Origin of the sequence: Halorubrum sp. PV6 (genome assembly GCF_003990725.2) — an archaeon.
Lineage (GTDB): Archaea > Halobacteriota > Halobacteria > Halobacteriales > Haloferacaceae > Halorubrum.
This window is the reverse complement of the sequence record NZ_CP030064.1, coordinates 2,012,020-2,029,881: the sequence shown is the minus strand read 5'-3', so window position 1 is coordinate 2,029,881 and position 17,862 is coordinate 2,012,020. Positions and strand designations below refer to the sequence as shown.

The following is a 17,862-nucleotide window of genomic DNA, read 5'->3' as shown; positions in this document are numbered from 1 at the left end:
GAACTCGACGGCGTTTCGACTCCGCTTTCGGCGAGCGAGCGATCCGACGCGACTGGCGCCGCTTTTTGCCGTATCGTCGGCGGGACGCCCGCGTCGGCGTCGGCGGGACATCCGCGTCGGCGCCGGCGAGACGCCAGCCTCGGCCCGTCACGGCGCGAGTCACCTCCGCGCGGGAGCGTCAGTACCCCTGTGCGGTCCCGTCTTTTCGCGGCTCGGTCGCAGCCGAGAGGACGCCGTCGCGCCACCGGGCGATCTGTGCCCCGCCGAACCGACTCGCCGGGAGCGTCGTCACGTCGTGGCCCCTCCGACTCAGCTTCGCGCCGACCGAGCCGTCTATGTGGGGTTCCACGGCGAGCGCCCCGCTCTCGCGGTAGCGCCAGCGCGGTTCGTCGAGCGCGCGCTGGAGCGGCATCCCGTAGTCGACGAGGTTCGACACCACCTGGAGGTGGCCCTGCGGCTGCATGTACCCGCCCATCACGCCGAAGGCCGCCCAGTCGTCCTCGTCGAACCGGAGCAGACCGGGCAACAGAGTGTGGAAGGGTCGCTTGCCGGGCGCGATCCGGTTCGGATGGTCGGGGTCGAGCGAGAACGACGAGCCGCGGTTCTGGAGCGCGATCCCGGTCTCGCCCGCGACGAGCCCCGAACCGAACCCGGCGAACCGCGAGTTGATGTACGAGACGACGTTCCCCGCCGCGTCGGCGACGGTCAACAGCACGGTGTCCGCGTCCTCGGCGTTGGCGTCGGGGACGCCGAACCCCACGTCGTGGTTCGCCCGCTCGCCGATCTCGGCCGCCCGGCGGCGCGCCCACGCGGTCGACGAGAGCGGTGGAATCGCCTCGTACTCCGGGTCGCTGATGTACCGGTGGCCGTCGTGAAAGGCCAACTTGAGCGACTCCGCGAAGTAGTGGACGCGCTCCGGCGCGTCGTAGTCGTACTCGCCGGCGCCGACCTCGGCCGCGATGTTGAGCGCTTCCAACGCGATGAGCCCCTGGTTGTTCGGCGGGAGCTCGTACACCTCCGCGCCGTGGTACGTCGTCGAGACCGGCTCCGGCCACTCGACCTCGAAGTCGGCCAGGTCGTCGACCGTCAACAGCCCGCCCGCCGCCTGCACCTCCTCGGCGATGGCCTCCCCGATCTCGCCCGTGTACACGGCGTCGGCGCCCGCCTCGGCGACGCGCTCCAACGAGTCGCCGAGCCGCGGCAGCGTCACGCGCTGTCCGACGGACGGCGACTCGCCGTCGAAGAGGTACGCCTCGCGCGCGTGGTCGGTCTCGAACAGCGTCTCGGCCTGCGTCCACGCGTCGGCGACCACCTCGCTCACGGGGTACCCCGACTTCGCGTACCGTATCGCCGGCCGCAACAGCCGGTCGAGGCCGAACTCGCCGAACCGCTCGGCGGTCGCCTCCCAGCCGCGAGCCGTCCCCGGAACGGTCACGGTCTGTGTCCCCGTCGCCGGCATCTCGACCTCGCCCGGCTCGTCGCCGTCGACGCCCTCGTCGGCCGCGAGCGCCGCCCGGACGTTCGCTATCGTCGCGTCGGCGGGCGCCCCGCCGCAGGCCCGCATCGCCCCCACGTCGCCGTCGGCGGTGCGGTACAGCGCGAACACGTCGCCGCCGAGCCCCGTCGACGTGGGCTCCACGACGTTGAGCGCGGCGGCGGCCGCGACCGCGGCGTCGAACGCGTTCCCACCCTCGCGGAGCATCGCGATGCCCGCCTCGCTCGCGAGCGGTTGGCTCGTGGCGACGACCCCTCGCTGCCCGTACACCGTCGACCGGCGAGAGGTGAACCGGTCTAAGTCTGGCTCCATAGGCTCACGTTCACCGGCACTCGGTTAAACGTCGCCCCCACCGGCACTCGATTACGCGTCCCCTCACCGGCACTCGGCGATGTGTCGCCCCGACGGGCCCGCCGTCGACACGGTGCGGCCCGATCCGCACGCATTGGTGACCGGTACCGTTTACCATGTCGGACGCCTGAGGTCACGGAAGCAGATGGCCGGCACAGACGAGACCCCAGACGACAGCGCGGACGCCGAGCGTCCGGCGAGCGACGACTCCCCCGACGACTCGGACCGCCGCCGCGTCCTCGGATACGCCGGGCTCGGCGCGCTCGCGCTCGGCGGCGCCGCGAGCGCGTGGTACGTCTCGCGACCGGACGACGCGCCGCCCGAGGGCTCCGACGCCCCGCCGGCCGACGAGGAAACGGACGAGCGCGAGACCCCTCCCGAGGAGGCGCCCGCGGAGCCCCCGGCCGTCGTCCAGCGGTACGCGCCCGACCTGTACTTCGGCGCGCTAGAGAAGTGGTTCCCCACGGACCCGCGCCCCTACGTCGTCGAGACCGACGCCGGCCCGGTCGTCGACGGGTTCACCGCGCTCGACGAGTACTCGGCGGCGTTCCGCGAGACGGGGGCCCCGCCCGCGCCGACCGTGTTCTACAACGTCGTCGAGGCGGCGCCGGGCGTCGACGCGGTGCAGTACTGGCTCTACTCGGCGTTCGACCAGTTCACGGTGAACTTCCACTGGCACGACTGGGAGCTGTTACAGGTGTTCGTCGACCGCGAGAGCGGCGACCCGCTGTTGCTCTGTGCCAGCGCGCACTCCCGGACGAGCCCGAACAACGAGTACCTCGATCCGGCGATTCCGGCCGGCGCTCGCCCCGGCATCCTCTCCGAGGTCGGCTCACACTCCAGCGCCAGCGAGGTCAACGGTCGCGTCCCGACCTTCGAGCGACTCCCGACGGCCGACAGCGGCTCCGACGTGACCAACGACGCGCTCGACGTCTCGGCCGCGATCCGAGCCCCCTTCGCCTACGGGCTCCCCCGCGACGAGGGGGCGCGTCTCCCCTTCGTCCTCCCGGAGCTGGACGGCGTCCCGCTCCACGAGCACCCGTCGCTGTCCATCGAGCGCACCGACCTGATCGACGAGCGCGTGACGGTCGGGGCGTGGGGCGGGCTGCCGACCCCGCCCGAGGCGCTCCCCCTGCGCGAGCCCGGCCTCGTCATCGCCCACCCGGACAGCGCGGCCGACGCCGACGCGACCTACGCGCTCGAACCGCTCGCCCCGCTCCGCGACGATATCGACGACTTCGTCGGCCCGCAGTTGAGTTTCGAGTTCGCGGTGCCCGGATTCGTCGAGGACGCCGTCGCGAGCCACATCACCTCGGTCGGCATTCCGTGGGAGCAAGCGCGGTTCACTGACCCCCTCGCCGACGTCACCGACCCCGCGCATCGCCGGCGGATCGACGGCGCCGAGCCGACCGGACTCGCGAACCGGGTCGTTGGGCGCGTGCGACAGCTCAAGGCCGGGACCGCGGGCGCGCTCGACGGCGTCACGGAGGGGGCGACGGACGCGGTGGCGGGCGTCGCCGGCGTCTCGCTGTTCCCCCTCCCGACGGAGGTGGCCGTTCGGCTCGCGAGCGCGGACCCGACGGCCACGGTCACCCGCGGCGGGGTCTTCGAGTACCTCCGCGTCGAGCCCGGCCCGCACCTCCTCGTCGCCAACGGGCCGGGATACGCCCCGATCGCCTCGCGGTTCACCCACGACGGCGGGGCCGTCTCGGTCGGCGGCGACGGCGAACTCGCGGTCGTCGCCAGCGAGGACGCCGGCTGGGTCCGAGGGGACGCCCGCGAGACGGGCGGCGTCGCGCGCGTTCGGGTCGTGGAAGACTACGCGGGGACCGTCTACGACGGCGAGCCGGTCGAGACGGACCGGTTCGCGGTCGCCGTCCACCGCGCGGGGCGCTACACGGTCGAGGTGGTCGACCGCGAGGGGAACCGGGGCGCGTACCGCGTGACGCCGGACTCGTTCGACGACGATGGCAACGCGATCCGGAACCGGGTCCGGACCGGGAGGCTCGCGCTCGCGCGGACGCTGGTCGAGGAACTCGACGCGCTGTACGACCTCGCCGAGGCGCTCGCCCCCGACGAGCGCGAGCAGACGAGCGACTCCGACACCAATCGGGAGCAGACGAGCGACTCCGACGCCGACCGGGAGCAGACGAGTGACCGTGAGGACACCGCCACTCCCGTACTCGACGGTATCGCCCGCGCTCGCGAGGCGGCGGTCGGTGCGGTCAGGGCCGCCGAAAACGGCGACGATGCGGCGGCCGACGACCGCCTCTCTGCCAGCGTCGAGTCGCTGCGCGGGGTCCGAGACGAACTCGCGACCGACGCGCAGGCCGGCTACTCGGACGAGGCGGTCGAAGCGATCGATCCGAAGACGCTCGCCGCCATCGAACGCGCGCGAGACGCCATCAGCCAGGGCCGGCCCGACTGAGCCGCTCGTCACTCGCGGGAACGAGGTATGTAGTGCATTTCGCTATATCAATTCACGATCTGCGGTGGTCGAGACCGGACCTCGGTGTAGACGACTCCCAACCGTCCGCGCCCGTCAATCAATTCTAATTGTACTAAATCAATTCCGTTGGGTAAACTTTATGTGACCGCCGCGACCACCAGATGTTGCGGTCAAAACGAAGAGACCCCACATATGGGACTAAACCCTTGGAGGATCAAGCAGTGACAACTATGAACTGCCCGGACTGCGGGAACGAGCGAACGCGCGTCATCGACACAGGGACCGACGCCGACGGGACTTCCGTCCGACGGCGCCGCGAGTGTCAACGCTGTTCGTTCCGCTTTACGACCTACGAACGCCCGGAGTGGCAGTCACTTCAAGTGAAAAAACGCGGCGGCACCATCGAGCCGTTCGACCGACAGAAGCTTCGCACGGGGATCGAACGAGCCGTCGAGAAGCGAGACGTGACCGAGACGACGGTGACCGCTCTCGTCGACGATGTCGAGAGCGAACTGCAGAATCGAGGGGCGCGTATCGTCGCTTCGAGTCTCATCGGCGAACTCGTCTCCGAGAACCTCCGGACGCTCGATAAGGTGGCCTACATTCGGTTCGTCTCCGTTTACAAAGCATTCTCTGAGCCGCAGGAGTTCCTGCGAGAACTTGATGCAGTCTTGGATGCAGAACGTGACGACTTCGACGCCCCGACCGACTCACAATGACACGAACACACGCAGATCAGGTGGGTGATCGGCCGACCCGCGGCCGGGAGTCCATACACCACGAACAGACGCACAGTTCCCGACACGGGTGGATTCGAACGCACTGAACCAATGAACGACGGAAACAGCAACCAACCAACAGCGGACGACCCTTCCGGAGTACGTGCCGATGACTGACACCGAAACCACAGGCAGAGAGACGGGGACCGACATCTTCGCGGATCGAACGCAGTTAAAACCGTACGAGTACGCCGATTTCCTCGACTACAAGGACGCGATACGGAACAGTTACTGGGTTCACACGGAGTTCAACTTCTCCGGAGACGTTCAAGATTTCAAGATCAACACGACTCCCGCCGAGAAGACCGTCATCAAACGGACGATGTTGGCTATCGCACAGATCGAGGTCCAAGTCAAGACGTTCTGGGCGGACATCTACGCCGAGATGCCGAAGGCGGAAGTCGGGAGCGTCGGCATGACCTTCGCGGAGAGCGAGGTCAGACACATGGACGCGTACAGCCACCTCCTCGACATCTTGGGGATCACGGAGGACTTCGAGGAGGTGACCGATGTGCCGGCGATCGAGGCGCGAATCGAGTACCTCGACGAGTACTTAGAAAAGCGCGAGAGCGACGACAAACAGGAGTACGTGATGAGCATCCTGCTGTTCTCCACGTTCGTCGAGCACGTCTCGCTGTTCTCGCAGTTCCTCATCATGATGAGCTTCGACAAACACGAGAAGAAGTTCAAGGGGATCGCGAACGCGGTCGAAGCGACCAGCAAAGAAGAGCAGATCCACGGGCTGTTCGGTGTCGAACTCGTGGAGACGATTCGCGAGGAGAATCCGGACCTCTTCGGTGAAGGGTTCGACGAAGCGGTCCAGGAGGCCTGTCGACGGGCGTTCGAGGCCGAGACGGAGATACTCGATTGGATATTCGGTGAGGGCGAACTGGAGTTCCTCCCTCGGGAGCACGTCGACGCGTTCCTGCGGGACCGGTTCAACCAGAGTCTCGAGAACGTCGGCGTCGAGCCGATATTCGAACCGGACGAGGCCCTGCTCGAAGAGACGCGATGGTTCGATGAGGACATTCTGATGACGAAGGACAACGACTTCTTCAGCAAACGGTCGACCACGTACAACAAGCACGCGCAGAGCGTTACCGCCGAGGACATGTTCTAACGATGGCACAGACAGAACCGGAGCTCGACGAGGTGAACCGGCAGCACGAGGAACCGTTCTACTGGCTGAACGAGGACAGCAGGGCCTTCCTCGACGAGGGGTACCTGCTCGATGGCGTCACGGCCGAGGAACGCGTCAGGGAGATCGCAGAGCGGGCCGAAGCGATCCTGGACGACGACGGCTTCGCCGACAGGTTCTACGACTACATGAGCCGGGGGTTCTACAGCCTCGCGAGTCCGGTGTGGTCGAACTTCGGCCTGGACCGGGGCCTCCCTATCAGCTGCTTCGGGAGTTACATGGACGACAGCATGGAGAGCATCCTCTACACGCAGGCCGAGGTGGGCGAGATGACCAAGCTGGGCGGCGGCACCAGCGGGTACTTCGGCGAGATCCGGCCCCGAGGCAGCCCGATCACGAACAACGGCAAGAGCAACGGGAGCTACAGCTTCACCGAGCTGTTCGACACGATCATCAACGTCGTCAGCCAGGGTGAGACGCGGCGGGGTCAGTTCGCGGGGTACATCGACGTCGAACACGACGACCTGGAGGAGTGGCTCAACATCAAGACCGAGGGCGACCCCGTCCAGGACATCTACTACGGCGTCATCATCGGCGACGACTGGTTCCAAGCGATGGTCGACGGCGACGAGGAGAAGCGAGAGACGTGGGCGGAGATCATCGAGACGCGGATCAACATCGGCGTCCCGTACATCATCTTCCGGGACAACATGAACGAAGGGAAGCCGCAGGTGTACAAAGACAAGGGGTACGAGATCAACGCCTCCAACCTGTGTACCGAGATCGCCCTGCCAGCCACGCCGGACGAGAGCTTCGTCTGCTGTCTCTCGTCGATGAACGCGCTCCACTACGACGAGTGGAAAGACACCGACGCGGTGGAGACCCTGACGCGGTTCCTCGATGCGGTCATCGAGGAGTTCATCCAGGAGGCGGAGGGGACGCAGTTCATGGAGCGTCCGGTCCGGTTCGCGAAACGGCACAGAGCGATCGGGATCGGCGTCCTCGGCTGGCACAGCTACCTGCAGAGTGAGCTGATCCCGTTCGACAGCATGGAGGCGATGGAGAAGAACGAGGAGATATTCCGCACCATCAGGGAGCGGAGTTACGCGGAGAGCCGCCGGCTTGCCGACGAGTTCGGCGAGCCGGAGGTGCTCGAAGGGTACGGTCGCCGGAACACGACCACGATGAGCGTGGCCCCGACGAAATCCAGCAGCGTCATCCTGGGGCAGGTCAGTCCGAGCATCGAACCGCTGAAGTCGAACTACTTCGTCCGCGACGGCGCGAAGCTGAAGTCCACGCAGAAAAACCGGTTCCTCGAGGCGATACTGAAGCAGCGAGGAAAAGACGATCGAGAGGTTTGGGACAGTATCGCACAGAAAGACGGGAGCGTGCAGCACCTCGATTGCCTGACGGACGAGGAAAAAGACGTGTTCAAAACGTTCGCTGAAATCCCCCAGATGGCGATCATCAACCAAGCAGCGCAGAGACAGAAACACATCGATCAGGCACAGAGTCTGAACGTCTCGATCGATCCGAGCGAAGTGAGCGTCAAAGCGATCAATCAGCTCTACATCGCGGCTTGGGAGAAGGGAGTGAAGAGCCTCTACTACCAGAACAGCGTGAACGCTGCACAGAAGTTCAGCCGAGACATTCTCGACTGTAAGGCCTGTGAGGGGTGATCTCCCACCGGTCGGTGCGGTAGGGCGGTCGGTGTAACCGACGCCACCTCCTCCTCGGCGTATGCGCGCCTCGGCCGCTGACGGCTTCGACGTGGGTCGCATCAGCCGGGTGTGACACCCATGGCCGCTCACCGGGCGGTCTACCGTAGTCTCAACTTCTATCGACCTGTCGCTCGCGCCCGCCGTGCTGGTTTTCTCCCCTGTTCGAAGACGCGCGCCATCGGCGCGGCGCGCCGGCGTCGCCTCGCGACCGCTCCCAAACTGAGTAAGTACTCACTCAGTTTAAGTGGCTGGACGTGGTAGCGGCGACCATGCACCGACACGTCACCGATACCCCACCGAACGCCTCGGTCGCGGCGGCGGTCTCGATGGGCGTTCTCGCGCTCGGACTGACGCTGACTGCCGCCGACGTACCGCTGGCCTGGCTGGTCTGGCCGCTCGGCTACGGCGCCGCGCTCCCGCTGGCGATCGGCTACGCGGACCGGCGGCGCCGCCGTGAGACCGAGGACGCCGATCCGACCGACATCGAGGCGGTCAGACGCCGGTACGTCGAGGGCGACATCGACGAGCGGGAACTTGAGAGCGAACTCGAACGCACGCTGGACGCGGAGGAGGCGCTGTGAGCCGCCTCGGGCGCCTGCTCGACCGCGTGCGGTCGCGTCTCGGCCGAGACCGACACACCGGGCGCGTTCACGCCGACCGCGACGAGTCGTTCGTCGTCTTCCTCATCGGGATGCGAATCAACGCCTTTTGGAAGGTTCACCGCTGGCTACCGGTGTTCCTCGTCGCCCCGCGGATGGTCCGGGAACTGCGCGCGGACGACGACGCCGGACTGCTCGGCAGTTGGACGTTCCTCTCGCCGCCCCGCGGGATCGGGTTCGTCCAGTACTGGGAGGATTTCGAGTCGCTCCGGGCGTACGCCCGCGACAGCGACCACCTGCACCTCGGCGCGTGGGACGACTACGCGCGGCAGTCCGAGACGGGCGCCGTCGGCATCTGGCACGAGACCTACCGCGTCGACGCCGACTCGTACGAGACGGTGTACAACAACGGCCCGCCGCGCGGACTCGGCGTCGCCGCCGGCACCGACCTCGTGGCCGCTTCGGGGCGGGAGCGCTCGGCCGCCGGACGGCTCGACGGCGAGGACGACCCCCTGCCGAGAGACGCGTGAGCGTAACCCTGAAGCGAGCGACCGCTCACGAGGGCGTATGAGCAGCATCGCCCAGAAGACGAAGGCCGACATCGCGCTCGCGGTCCGCAACGCGCTGGCCAAACACGGCTACGAGCGCCTGACGACCGCGAAGATAGCCGCGGAGTACGCCCAAAGCGAGGCGGGGCTCTACTACTACTTCGACACGAAAGACGAGATGATCGCGGCGTTCCTGGAGTTCAGCACCGGACAGCTGGGCGACGCGCTCGCGACCCTCGACACCGACGACCCGGAGCGCCGCCTCCGGGCCGCCTGCGAACACCTCTTCCTCGCGCCGGACGACGAGGCGGCCGGCGTCCACGTCGGGGTCATGGAACTGCTCAGCCACGCGCCGCACAACGAGACGCTCCGGGGGCCGCTCCGCGAGTTGGAGGCCGCGAAGCTGGAGACGCTGACGGCGATCCTCCGCGACGGCATCGAGCAGAACGTCTTCCGCCCGGTCGACCCGGAAGCGACGGCCGCGTTCCTCTTGGCCGCGGGCGACGGCTCGACCGGGTTCCACGTCGCGCTGGAGATGGACGTGGGCGAGGATATCGAGACCGCGTGGACGACGTACGTCGATTCGCTGCTGGTCGAGTAGCCGGCCCCGACGACGCATTCGATACCAAAACGGACATCGTGGACCCGTCCGTCGTCGGAACCACGCGGACGTAACGTATCATGCATATCACCGATTACGAACTGTTCGAAGTACCGCCCCGCTGGCTGTTCTTGAAGCTCACGACGAGCGACGGCACCGTCGGCTGGGGAGAACCGATAGTCGAGGGGCGCTCGCACACGGTCGTCGCGGCCGTCGAGGAACTGCTCGACAACTACCTGCTCGGCGAGGACCCGGCGCGGATCGAAGACCACTGGCAGGCGATGTACCGCGGCGGCTTCTACCGCGGCGGCCCCGTGCTGATGAGCGCCATCGCCGGCATCGACCAGGCGCTCTGGGACATCAAGGGCAAGCAGTTCGGCGCGCCGGTCCACGAACTGCTCGGCGGTCGCGCTCGCGACCGGGTCCGCGTGTATCAGTGGATCGGCGGCGACCGCCCGGCGGACGTGGGCGACGCCGCCCGAGAGAAGGTCGACGCGGGCTTTTCGGCCTTAAAAATGAACGCCACCGCCGAGCTGCGGCCGATCGATACCCCCGCCACCGTCGCCGACGCGGTCGACCGGATCGCGGCGGTCCGCGAGGCGGTCGGCGACGAGGTCGACATCGGCGTCGACTTCCACGGCCGCGTGTCGAAGCCGATGGTGCGCCGGCTCGCCGCCGCGCTGGAGCCGTACGACCCGATGTTCATCGAGGAGCCGGTGTTGCCCGAGCACAACGACGCGCTCCCGGCGATCCGGCAGTCGACGACCATCCCCATCGCCACCGGCGAGCGCATGTACTCGCGGTGGGATTTCAAGGAGGTGCTGGAGGCGGACGCCGTCGACCTGATCCAGCCGGACGTGTCACACGCCGGCGGGATCACCGAACTGAAGAAGATCGCGTCGATGGCCGAGGCGTACGACGTGTCGGTCGCCCCGCACTGCCCGCTGGGGCCGATCGCACTCGCGTCCTGTATTCAGGTCGACGCCTGCACGCCGAACGCGCTGATCCAAGAGCAGTCGCTCGACATCCACTACAACGAGACGAGCGACGTGTTAGACTACCTCGAAGACCCCGCCGTCTTCGAGTACCGCGACGGCTTCGTCGACATCCCCGAGGGCGACGGACTGGGGATCGAAATCGACGAGGAACACGTCCGCGAGCAGACCGAGGAGGACGTCGACTGGCACAACCCCGTGTGGCGCCACGACGACGGCTCCGTCGCGGAGTGGTGATAGTCATGTCAAAGCAAGCGAACCAAGACGGACGCGCGCGACGAGCCGCGCCGACGCCCGGTCCCGGTGGGCGCGATGACCCGCCGACACGAGTCGCCGACCGAACACGCCGTCCCCGGCCGCTTCGCCGACCAGACCGTGATCGTCACCGGCTCGACGCGGGGGATCGGCGCCGGAGTCGCAGAACGCTTCGCCGCCGAGGGGGCGAACGTCGTCGTCAGCGGCCGGACCGAGTCGGCCGGGGAGGCCGTCGCCGACCGCATCTCGGAAGCGAACCGGGTGACCGACGAGGAACGCGCGGACGACGCCCCGCCGACGGGCGACGCGACGTTCGTGCGCGCCGACATGCGCGACCCGGACGACGTGGCCGCGCTGGTGGAGGCCGCCGCCGAGCGCTACGGCTCGGTCGACGTCTTGGTCAACAACGCGGGCGTGCAGACGGAGACGACCGCCGCGGAGGCGACGCTCGACGACTGGTCGTTCGTCTTGGAGACAGACTTTCGAGCGTACTGGCTCGCGGCGCAGGCCGCGCTCGAACACATGGACCGCGGCGCCATCGTCAACGTCTCCTCGAATCACGCGTACGCCACGATGCCCGCGCACTTCCCGTACAACGCCGTGAAGGCGGGCATAAACGGCATGACGCGCTCGCTCGCGGTGGACTTCGGCCCACAGGTCCGGGTGAACACGGTCGTCCCCGGCTGGGTGGAAGTCGAGCGGACGCGCGACGAACTGCCCGAGGGCCGACTCGAAGCGGTCGAATCGATCCACCCCACCGGCCGGATCGGCACGGTGGCCGACGTGGCCGGTGCGGTGTCCTTCCTCGCGAGCGAGGACGCCGCCTTCGTCACGGGGAGCGCGCTGCTCGTCGACGGCGGCCGCGGCGCGGTGATGCAAGACGACACGCTCCCGGACTACCGGGCGCGGGAGCGCTCGGAATAGCCGCGGCGAACCGGCGGAGTCCCGGAACCGATCGAGCGCCGCCCGTACCGAACACCCTTTCGGGGACGGGCGACCTTCCGGACCGTATGCAGTACGACGCGCCCGCCGACGACCACGAGCGGCTCGTGACGTTCGACATCGAGACGACCCATTATAAGCCCGCACAGGGAGAGACGGTGGCGATCGGCGTGGGCGAGCACGCTCCCGGCGCGCCCGGCGTCGCGGCCACGTACGACGTGCTCGCCCGCGACGACGTCGAGTTGGAAGGCGAACTGATCCGGCGCGGGATCGAGCGGGTCGACGCCGCCGACGCCGACGTGCTCGTTAGTTACAACGGAATCGGCTTCGACGTGGAGTTCCTCGCGGAGCGCGCCGAGCGTCTCGGCGTCGCCATGGAACCGCCCGCACTCCACACGGCGGGGTCACACGTCGACCTGTTCGCCGACCGCGTCGCGGTCATCGAGTCCCGGTACGACAGCCCGTCGCTCGAAGCGTGTCTCGACTCCTACGACTACCCCGTCCCGTCGACGATATGGAACGGGGAGCCGGTGACGAACGAGCGGTTCGGCGAGGAGCTCGGCCCCGCGCTCCTCGCGGCGACGCGCGAGGGCGACGCCGACCGACTCGCCGCCCTTCGCGACGTACTCGCACACTATCTCATCACGGACCTCGAAGCCAACTTCGCGATCTACTACGCCGACCGCGGCGTGTCGTTTGCGCCCGCGTATCTCGGCCACGAGGGCGTCTACGAGGCGTAACACGGGCGACTGACGGCTGCGGTAGCGAACCGGAGTAGACGCCACAGACGCCGTGATTCGAGTTTGCAAGCGTCATACAATATCATTTTATACTCGCGATGCGATATATAAACCGAGAACAATGACACGCACCCCCGTACTCCTGATGGTCGCAGTCCTGCTCGTGAGCGCGCTCGCCGGTGGTGCGGTCGCGCAGTCGGACGGCGAAGACGACCTGTACACGATGGTCGAAGACATGGTCCCGACGTACAACGAGAACGCGGACTCCATCGACCTCGGCCCCGTCAACCTCGCCGGCACGACGAACATCTACGTCGAGGACGGCGACGAAGCGCGCGTCTACTCGGTCACGATGGACGAACAGAATCGCATCACCGACCTCGACGACAGTCGCAGCGAGGACGCGGTCCGAAAGATCACGACCGACCAGGCGACGCTCGAAGGGATCGCCGCGGCCGATAACCCCGCCGCGGCCTTCCGTACCGCCGTCGTGAACGACGACATCGTGATCAGCGGCGAGGACGGCCAGTTCATCGAGGGCGTCAAGTGGGCGGTCGTGAACCTGTTTAAAGGCCTCCTGCTGTAATCGCTGCCGTCGATTTCGTTTTTCGCGTCTTGGTTCCCGGCCGATCGAACGGACACCCCCGCGCCGCTACGCCACTCTCTCGCCGTTACGCCACTCCCTCGCCGTTACGCCACCCCTGCGCCGCCGAGCACCAGCCGTACGCCGATGAGCGTCAACAGGCCGAGGACCGTCCCCCGGCGGAGGCGGTCGCTCACGCGGTCGCGGAGCCGCTTGCCGACGAGGACGCCGGCGACCGCGGGCACGGCGGCGACGACGGACGCGAACGCGAACCCCGCTGTGGGATAGAATCCCAACAGTCCGGCGGCGGCGACGCGGAGGCCGTTTATGCCGACGAAGACCAGCGCCACGACGCCCACGAACAGCCCGTGCGAGAGGTCGAAGCTCCGGAGATACGCCACCAGTTGGACGCCGACGTTGGTCGCGCCGAACAGGACGCCGGAGACGGCGCCGACGGCGACCATCCCGAGGGGCGTCTCGGCGCGCGACCCGCCGGGCAGGGTCGGCGCAGCGGGGAGCGGCACGACGCGCTGGGCGGTCGCGACGAAGCCGAGCGAGACGAGACCGAGGAGGACTCGCACCGGGGCCTCCGGGAGTCGGTCGAGGAGCGCCATGCCGAGCACCGTCCCGACCAGCGCGGAGCCCAGGAGCGGCCCGAACCGCCGCCCGCAGGCCCGCAACTCCTCGCGAGACAGGTCGCCGACGAGCGACGCGTTCACCGCGAACATCGGGATGATCATGAACGCCACGGCGGTCGCCGGGTCGAGCGTCGTCGCGAGGACCATCGTGCCGACGACCGCGAAGCCGAACCCGGCGACCCCGTTTATCGCGCCCGCGACCCCGACGACGAGACCGATCGTCGCGATCAGTTCGACCGAGAGCGCGAGCGCCATGGGCCTTCGAAGCGTCGCTGCCTGATAAATCGTCTTGCGCGTGCTATCTGTTGCCACGGTTAGTGTGGAGATTCCGCAGAGAACTTCGCGGACGCAGCGCGCAGACGCGACGGTGGTTCGGTACGAGACGGGGTCCGATCGGTCGGGGTTTCGTCGTCGCTGTTGTATTATATTTTTCTGACTACTTCAAATGACTATTTGAAAATAGATATATCTGTATCACGCTCTCACAGAGATCGCGTGAAAAGCGACGATCGAATGTAAGATTCGCTCCGAAGGTATCCCAACTGACATCGTGCAATTAACTATTTTGATTAAAATAAAGGCGATAACTGCCAGTTCACTCGGCTCAAATTTCTGTTCTTTGGCGGGTTGCTTTCGACGACACCCTGACCGCTGGTCGCCGACCGAGGGCTCGACCCGATTCGATGGCTGTGCTCGGTCGTGTCGCTTCTACCTACCAGAAATATATACACTACTAGAATCCGATTGTTTTGACGGTATTTCCAACATCACGCCGCTCCCGGTTGGCGCTCGGTTCATCGCTCGAACCTGCCGTCGAGCGTGCGGCCGTCCAGTTCGCAGTCACTCGCTGCGCTCCGACTCTCGTGTCCCAGTTGCGACGGGGAGACGATTCGAACACGGGCGTTACAGTCGTACGAGTGTAATGGATGTGCCGACGACCTCAAGACATCGAGTTTTCGAGTTCAAACTCGTTCGCGACGCCGAGGAGGATCTTCGGAATCTCCGTCTCGAACCGGTCTTCGGTCATTCGGTTCGCGGGACTGGCGACGCTGAACGCTCCAGCGACGCGCCCGTCAGGCCCGTTGACGGGGACGCCGGCCGCCCGTACGCCTTCCAGCTGCTCTTCGTCGTTGAACGCGACGCCCCGCTCCGCGACGGCGTCTAACTCCGACAGCAACGCCTCGCGGTCGGTGATGGTGTTCTCGGTGCTCGCCGGGAGCCCCCACTCGTCGACGATCTCGTTGACGCGCTCGCGGGGGAGCCGCGAGAGGATCGCCTTCCCGGCCGCGGTCTGGTGAAGGTGGAACCGCTTGCCGACGGTAGAGTACGTCCAGACGGCGTGTTTCCCGGAGTAGGTGTGCATGTAGACGCCTCGGCCGTTCTCCTCGACGACGAAGACGGCGCGGCACTCCGTCTCCTGTGCGAGTTGCTCGGTGTACGAGTCGGCGATCCGGTAGGCGTTTCGCCTGTTGCGAACGTAGTCGGCCAGTCCCAGGAACTGGAGGCTCAGGTGGTAGATATCCCCGGATTTGACCACGTAGTCGGCGCTGACGAGGGTTGCGAGGTGCGTGTGAACGGTGCTCGGCGAGAGATCGAGCGCGTCTGCGAGCTCCGTCACCCGAGCCCCGTCCAACTCGCGGAGCGTCTCCACGATCTCGAGTGAGGTCAGCGTGGCCTGCACCTGCCGACCGCCGTCGTTCGCGTTCATACCTACTCGTTCTCAGCGGAGTATATAAAGTTCGGGTTGGCCGAATTTGTTGATTTTCTCAGTGTGCCGAGGATGAATCGAACTCCGTGGTAGCGTTCCACACGCCAGTACGTATATAAAATTCGTCTTTGCACAACCGAATTTGTCGAGACGCGCGCACAGTCCGCCCCGGACGGCTGCCGAAACCCACGCGACCGCGTCGATACCCGTGCGATCTGGCTATGGCTCGCCCGATTAGTGCGTGAATGACACAGAATCACCGCTGTCCTCGACACGAGATCGCACTTCCGCTACGGTTCGTGCGTCCCGAATATGTATGGAATATTCATGTTGAATATGGGCGTCGCGACCGCTCCGCGATTCAGATCCCGAGCATCTCGCGCGTCTCCGCGGGCGACGCGATGGGCCGTTCGAGTTCGTCGGCGATGCGCGCGGTCCGGCGGACCAGCTGTGCGTTGCTCTCTGCGAGCTCGCCCTTCCGGTAGTAGACGTTGTCCTCCATCCCGACGCGGACGTGGCCCCCCATCGTGATGGCCGCCGTCGTCATCGGGAGCTGGTGTTTGCCCACCGCGAGACACTGCCACTCGACGGGCTCGGGCAGGTTGTCGACGAAGGCCTTCAGGTTCTCGGGACCGGGCGGCATGCCGTTCTGCATCCCGAAGATAATCGTCGCCCAGTAGGGCTCCGCGAGGAGCCCCTCCTCGATGAGGTGTTCCGCCTCCGGGATGTGGCCCGGATTGAACAGTTCGAGTTCGGGTTTCACGCCGGCGTCTAACATTCGTTCCGCGTACTCCTCGCTCTGTTCGCGCGTGTTCTCGGCGGTCCGCGTCTGGCCGAAGTTGATCGGGCCGAGGTCGACGGTCGCCATCTCCGGTCGCGGGTCCGTCTCCAGGACCGGCGCGATGCGCTCTTCGCGCGGGTAGATGCCGCCGCCGCCCGTGGTGAAGTTGACGATGATGTCGTCACACCGGTCGTCGATCTCGTCTCTGAGCTCCTGATACCGCGCCACCGACTTCGTCTTGTCACCGTTCTCGTCACGGGCGTGGAGGTGGACGATAGACGCCCCCGCCTCCTCACAGGCGGCGACGTCTCGTGCCACTTCGGCTGGCTGTGTCGGGAGGTTCGGGTTCGCCTCCTTCCCCTGGTGTCCGCCGGTCGTCGCGACGGAGATGATGAGCTTTCGGTCGAAGTAATCTTCGTAGCCACTGTATGGCATACTCCAACCGACCCATCTCATCGTGTTAATTCTTCCGGGGGCGGGAGTTCGGTCGCGGGCGAGGTGGTCGGGTCGGGGTTCTGAACGCCCTCTGCGGCCGAACGCGGGGAGTCGCGGGGAGGCCCGCGGGGTGCGCGATACCGCTCGGTCCGGCGAGAAACCCTAATGTTTATTAATACTGTTCGGAATGTGAGCGTATGCAGCAAGATAGCACAGCCCTGGTTACCGGCGGCGGTCGCGGTATCGGGCAGGCCATCTGCGTCGAACTGGCGCGACGCGGTGCCGACGTCGTCATCGCCGACCTCAACGCCGACGAGATGCAGGAGACCGTCGACCTCGTCGAAGCCGAGAACGGGCACGCTCGCGCGTTCGAGACGGACGTGACCGATCTCGACTCCGTCGAATCGACGGTCGAGACCGCACTGGAGGAGTTCGACAGCGTGGACTGGCTCGTCAACAACGCCGGCATCGCGGGGCCGACTGCGCCCTGCGAGGCCATCGACTCGGACGAGTGGGACGCCACGCTCGACGTGAACCTCCGCGGCGCGTTCTACACCTGCCGGACGCTGCTCCCCTCAATGAAAGCGCAGTCGTACGGCCGCATCGTCAACATCGCCTCGGTGACGGGGAAGCGACCGCTCACGCAGCGGACCCCGTACGCGGCCGCGAAGATGGGACTCATCGGATTCACGCGAACGCTCGCGGCCGAGGTCGGCGACCACGACATCAACGTCAACGCCATCTGTCCGGGGTCGGTCGACGGCCCCCGCATCCAGCGCGTCTTCGAGGAGAAAGCGGAGGCGACCGGCCGGTCCTACGAGGCGGTCCGGTCGGACGCCGAAAACCAGAGCCCCCGGCACGAACTGGTCAACAGGGAGGACGTGGCGAACACGGTCGCGTTCCTCTGTTCGTCCGACGCAGACCGGATGACCGGCCAGGACCTCAACGTCTCCGCGGGCAAGGTGATGTACTGACCGTTCCCCGCTCCGACACACGGTGACCGACCGACGCGACCTGACGCGCGAGCGTCCGAGGCCAGAGCCCGTCCGACGAGAGCGACGACTCTCGAAGCGTATCGTATGATCGATCATAAACTATATACAA

The 17,862-nt window shown here is 66.6% G+C and carries 16 protein-coding genes; 12 read left to right on the top strand and 4 right to left on the bottom strand.

From position 1 onward, the window contains the following. Positions 1-178: 178 nt before the first annotated feature. Positions 179-1,807, bottom strand: coding sequence for a gamma-glutamyltransferase family protein (locus DOS48_RS24050; RefSeq protein ID WP_127118134.1), 1,629 nt, complete (start codon positions 1,805-1,807; stop codon positions 179-181). A gap of 184 nt (positions 1,808-1,991) precedes the next feature. Here DOS48_RS24050 and DOS48_RS24045 point away from each other — a divergent pair, with 184 nt between their 5' ends. The 11 genes from DOS48_RS24045 (at position 1,992) to DOS48_RS23995 (ending at position 13,199) form a co-directional block, all read left to right on the top strand. Then, positions 1,992-4,274, top strand: coding sequence for a hypothetical protein (locus DOS48_RS24045; RefSeq protein WP_127118133.1), 2,283 nt, complete (start codon positions 1,992-1,994; stop codon positions 4,272-4,274). A 251-nt stretch (positions 4,275-4,525) separates the two neighbouring features. Then, entirely contained in the window at positions 4,526-5,014 is a 489-nt protein-coding gene (gene nrdR / locus DOS48_RS24040) for a transcriptional regulator NrdR (RefSeq protein WP_127118893.1), read from the top strand. Between the two features lie 169 nt (positions 5,015-5,183). After that, positions 5,184-6,194: a ribonucleotide-diphosphate reductase subunit beta gene (locus DOS48_RS24035; RefSeq protein ID WP_127118132.1), complete on the top strand. Its 1,011-nt coding sequence runs from the start codon at positions 5,184-5,186 to the stop codon at positions 6,192-6,194. Positions 6,195-6,196: 2 nt separating this feature from the next. Then, positions 6,197-7,891 (top strand): ribonucleoside-diphosphate reductase subunit alpha, encoded by a 1,695-nt coding sequence (locus DOS48_RS24030; RefSeq protein ID WP_127118131.1) that lies wholly within the window; start codon positions 6,197-6,199, stop codon positions 7,889-7,891. Between the two features lie 311 nt (positions 7,892-8,202). Then, positions 8,203-8,514: a hypothetical protein gene (locus DOS48_RS24025; protein ID WP_127118130.1), complete on the top strand. Its 312-nt coding sequence runs from the start codon at positions 8,203-8,205 to the stop codon at positions 8,512-8,514. Further along, a complete protein-coding gene (locus tag DOS48_RS24020; RefSeq protein ID WP_210755379.1) occupies positions 8,511-9,062 on the top strand; it encodes a DUF4188 domain-containing protein in 552 nt (183 codons plus the stop codon). Before DOS48_RS24025 ends, DOS48_RS24020 begins: the two co-directional genes overlap by 4 nt. 37 nt (positions 9,063-9,099) lie before the next feature. After that, complete coding sequence (locus tag DOS48_RS24015; protein WP_127118129.1) at positions 9,100-9,681, top strand: TetR/AcrR family transcriptional regulator; 582 nt, start codon at positions 9,100-9,102, stop codon at positions 9,679-9,681. Between the two features lie 80 nt (positions 9,682-9,761). Then, positions 9,762-10,913, top strand: a complete 1,152-nt coding sequence (gene dgoD, locus DOS48_RS24010; RefSeq protein WP_127118128.1) for a galactonate dehydratase — start codon at positions 9,762-9,764, stop codon at positions 10,911-10,913. A 75-nt stretch (positions 10,914-10,988) separates the two neighbouring features. Beyond that, positions 10,989-11,855, top strand: coding sequence for an SDR family NAD(P)-dependent oxidoreductase (locus tag DOS48_RS24005; protein ID WP_127118127.1), 867 nt, complete (start codon positions 10,989-10,991; stop codon positions 11,853-11,855). 86 nt (positions 11,856-11,941) lie between these two features. Further along, positions 11,942-12,613, top strand: coding sequence for a ribonuclease H-like domain-containing protein (locus tag DOS48_RS24000; protein WP_127118126.1), 672 nt, complete (start codon positions 11,942-11,944; stop codon positions 12,611-12,613). 121 nt (positions 12,614-12,734) lie between these two features. Then, complete coding sequence (locus tag DOS48_RS23995) at positions 12,735-13,199, top strand: hypothetical protein (RefSeq protein WP_127118125.1); 465 nt, start codon at positions 12,735-12,737, stop codon at positions 13,197-13,199. Between the two features lie 104 nt (positions 13,200-13,303). Here DOS48_RS23995 and DOS48_RS23990 read toward each other — a convergent pair whose 3' ends face one another. The 3 genes from DOS48_RS23990 to DOS48_RS23980 form a co-directional block, all read right to left on the bottom strand. Next, the gene (locus tag DOS48_RS23990) at positions 13,304-14,089 is read right to left on the bottom strand and encodes a sulfite exporter TauE/SafE family protein (protein WP_127118124.1); all 786 of its coding nucleotides are present in this window, start codon (positions 14,087-14,089) and stop codon (positions 13,304-13,306) included. A 685-nt stretch (positions 14,090-14,774) separates the two neighbouring features. Continuing rightward, the gene (locus DOS48_RS23985; RefSeq protein ID WP_127118123.1) at positions 14,775-15,542 is read right to left on the bottom strand and encodes an IclR family transcriptional regulator; all 768 of its coding nucleotides are present in this window, start codon (positions 15,540-15,542) and stop codon (positions 14,775-14,777) included. A 361-nt stretch (positions 15,543-15,903) separates the two neighbouring features. Continuing rightward, positions 15,904-16,758 (bottom strand): 3-keto-5-aminohexanoate cleavage protein, encoded by an 855-nt coding sequence (locus tag DOS48_RS23980; protein ID WP_127118122.1) that lies wholly within the window; start codon positions 16,756-16,758, stop codon positions 15,904-15,906. A gap of 197 nt (positions 16,759-16,955) precedes the next feature. Between DOS48_RS23980 and DOS48_RS23975 the strand changes: the two genes are divergently transcribed. Beyond that, the gene (locus DOS48_RS23975) at positions 16,956-17,732 is read left to right on the top strand and encodes an SDR family NAD(P)-dependent oxidoreductase (protein WP_193309029.1); all 777 of its coding nucleotides are present in this window, start codon (positions 16,956-16,958) and stop codon (positions 17,730-17,732) included. Positions 17,733-17,862: the final 130 nt, after the last annotated feature.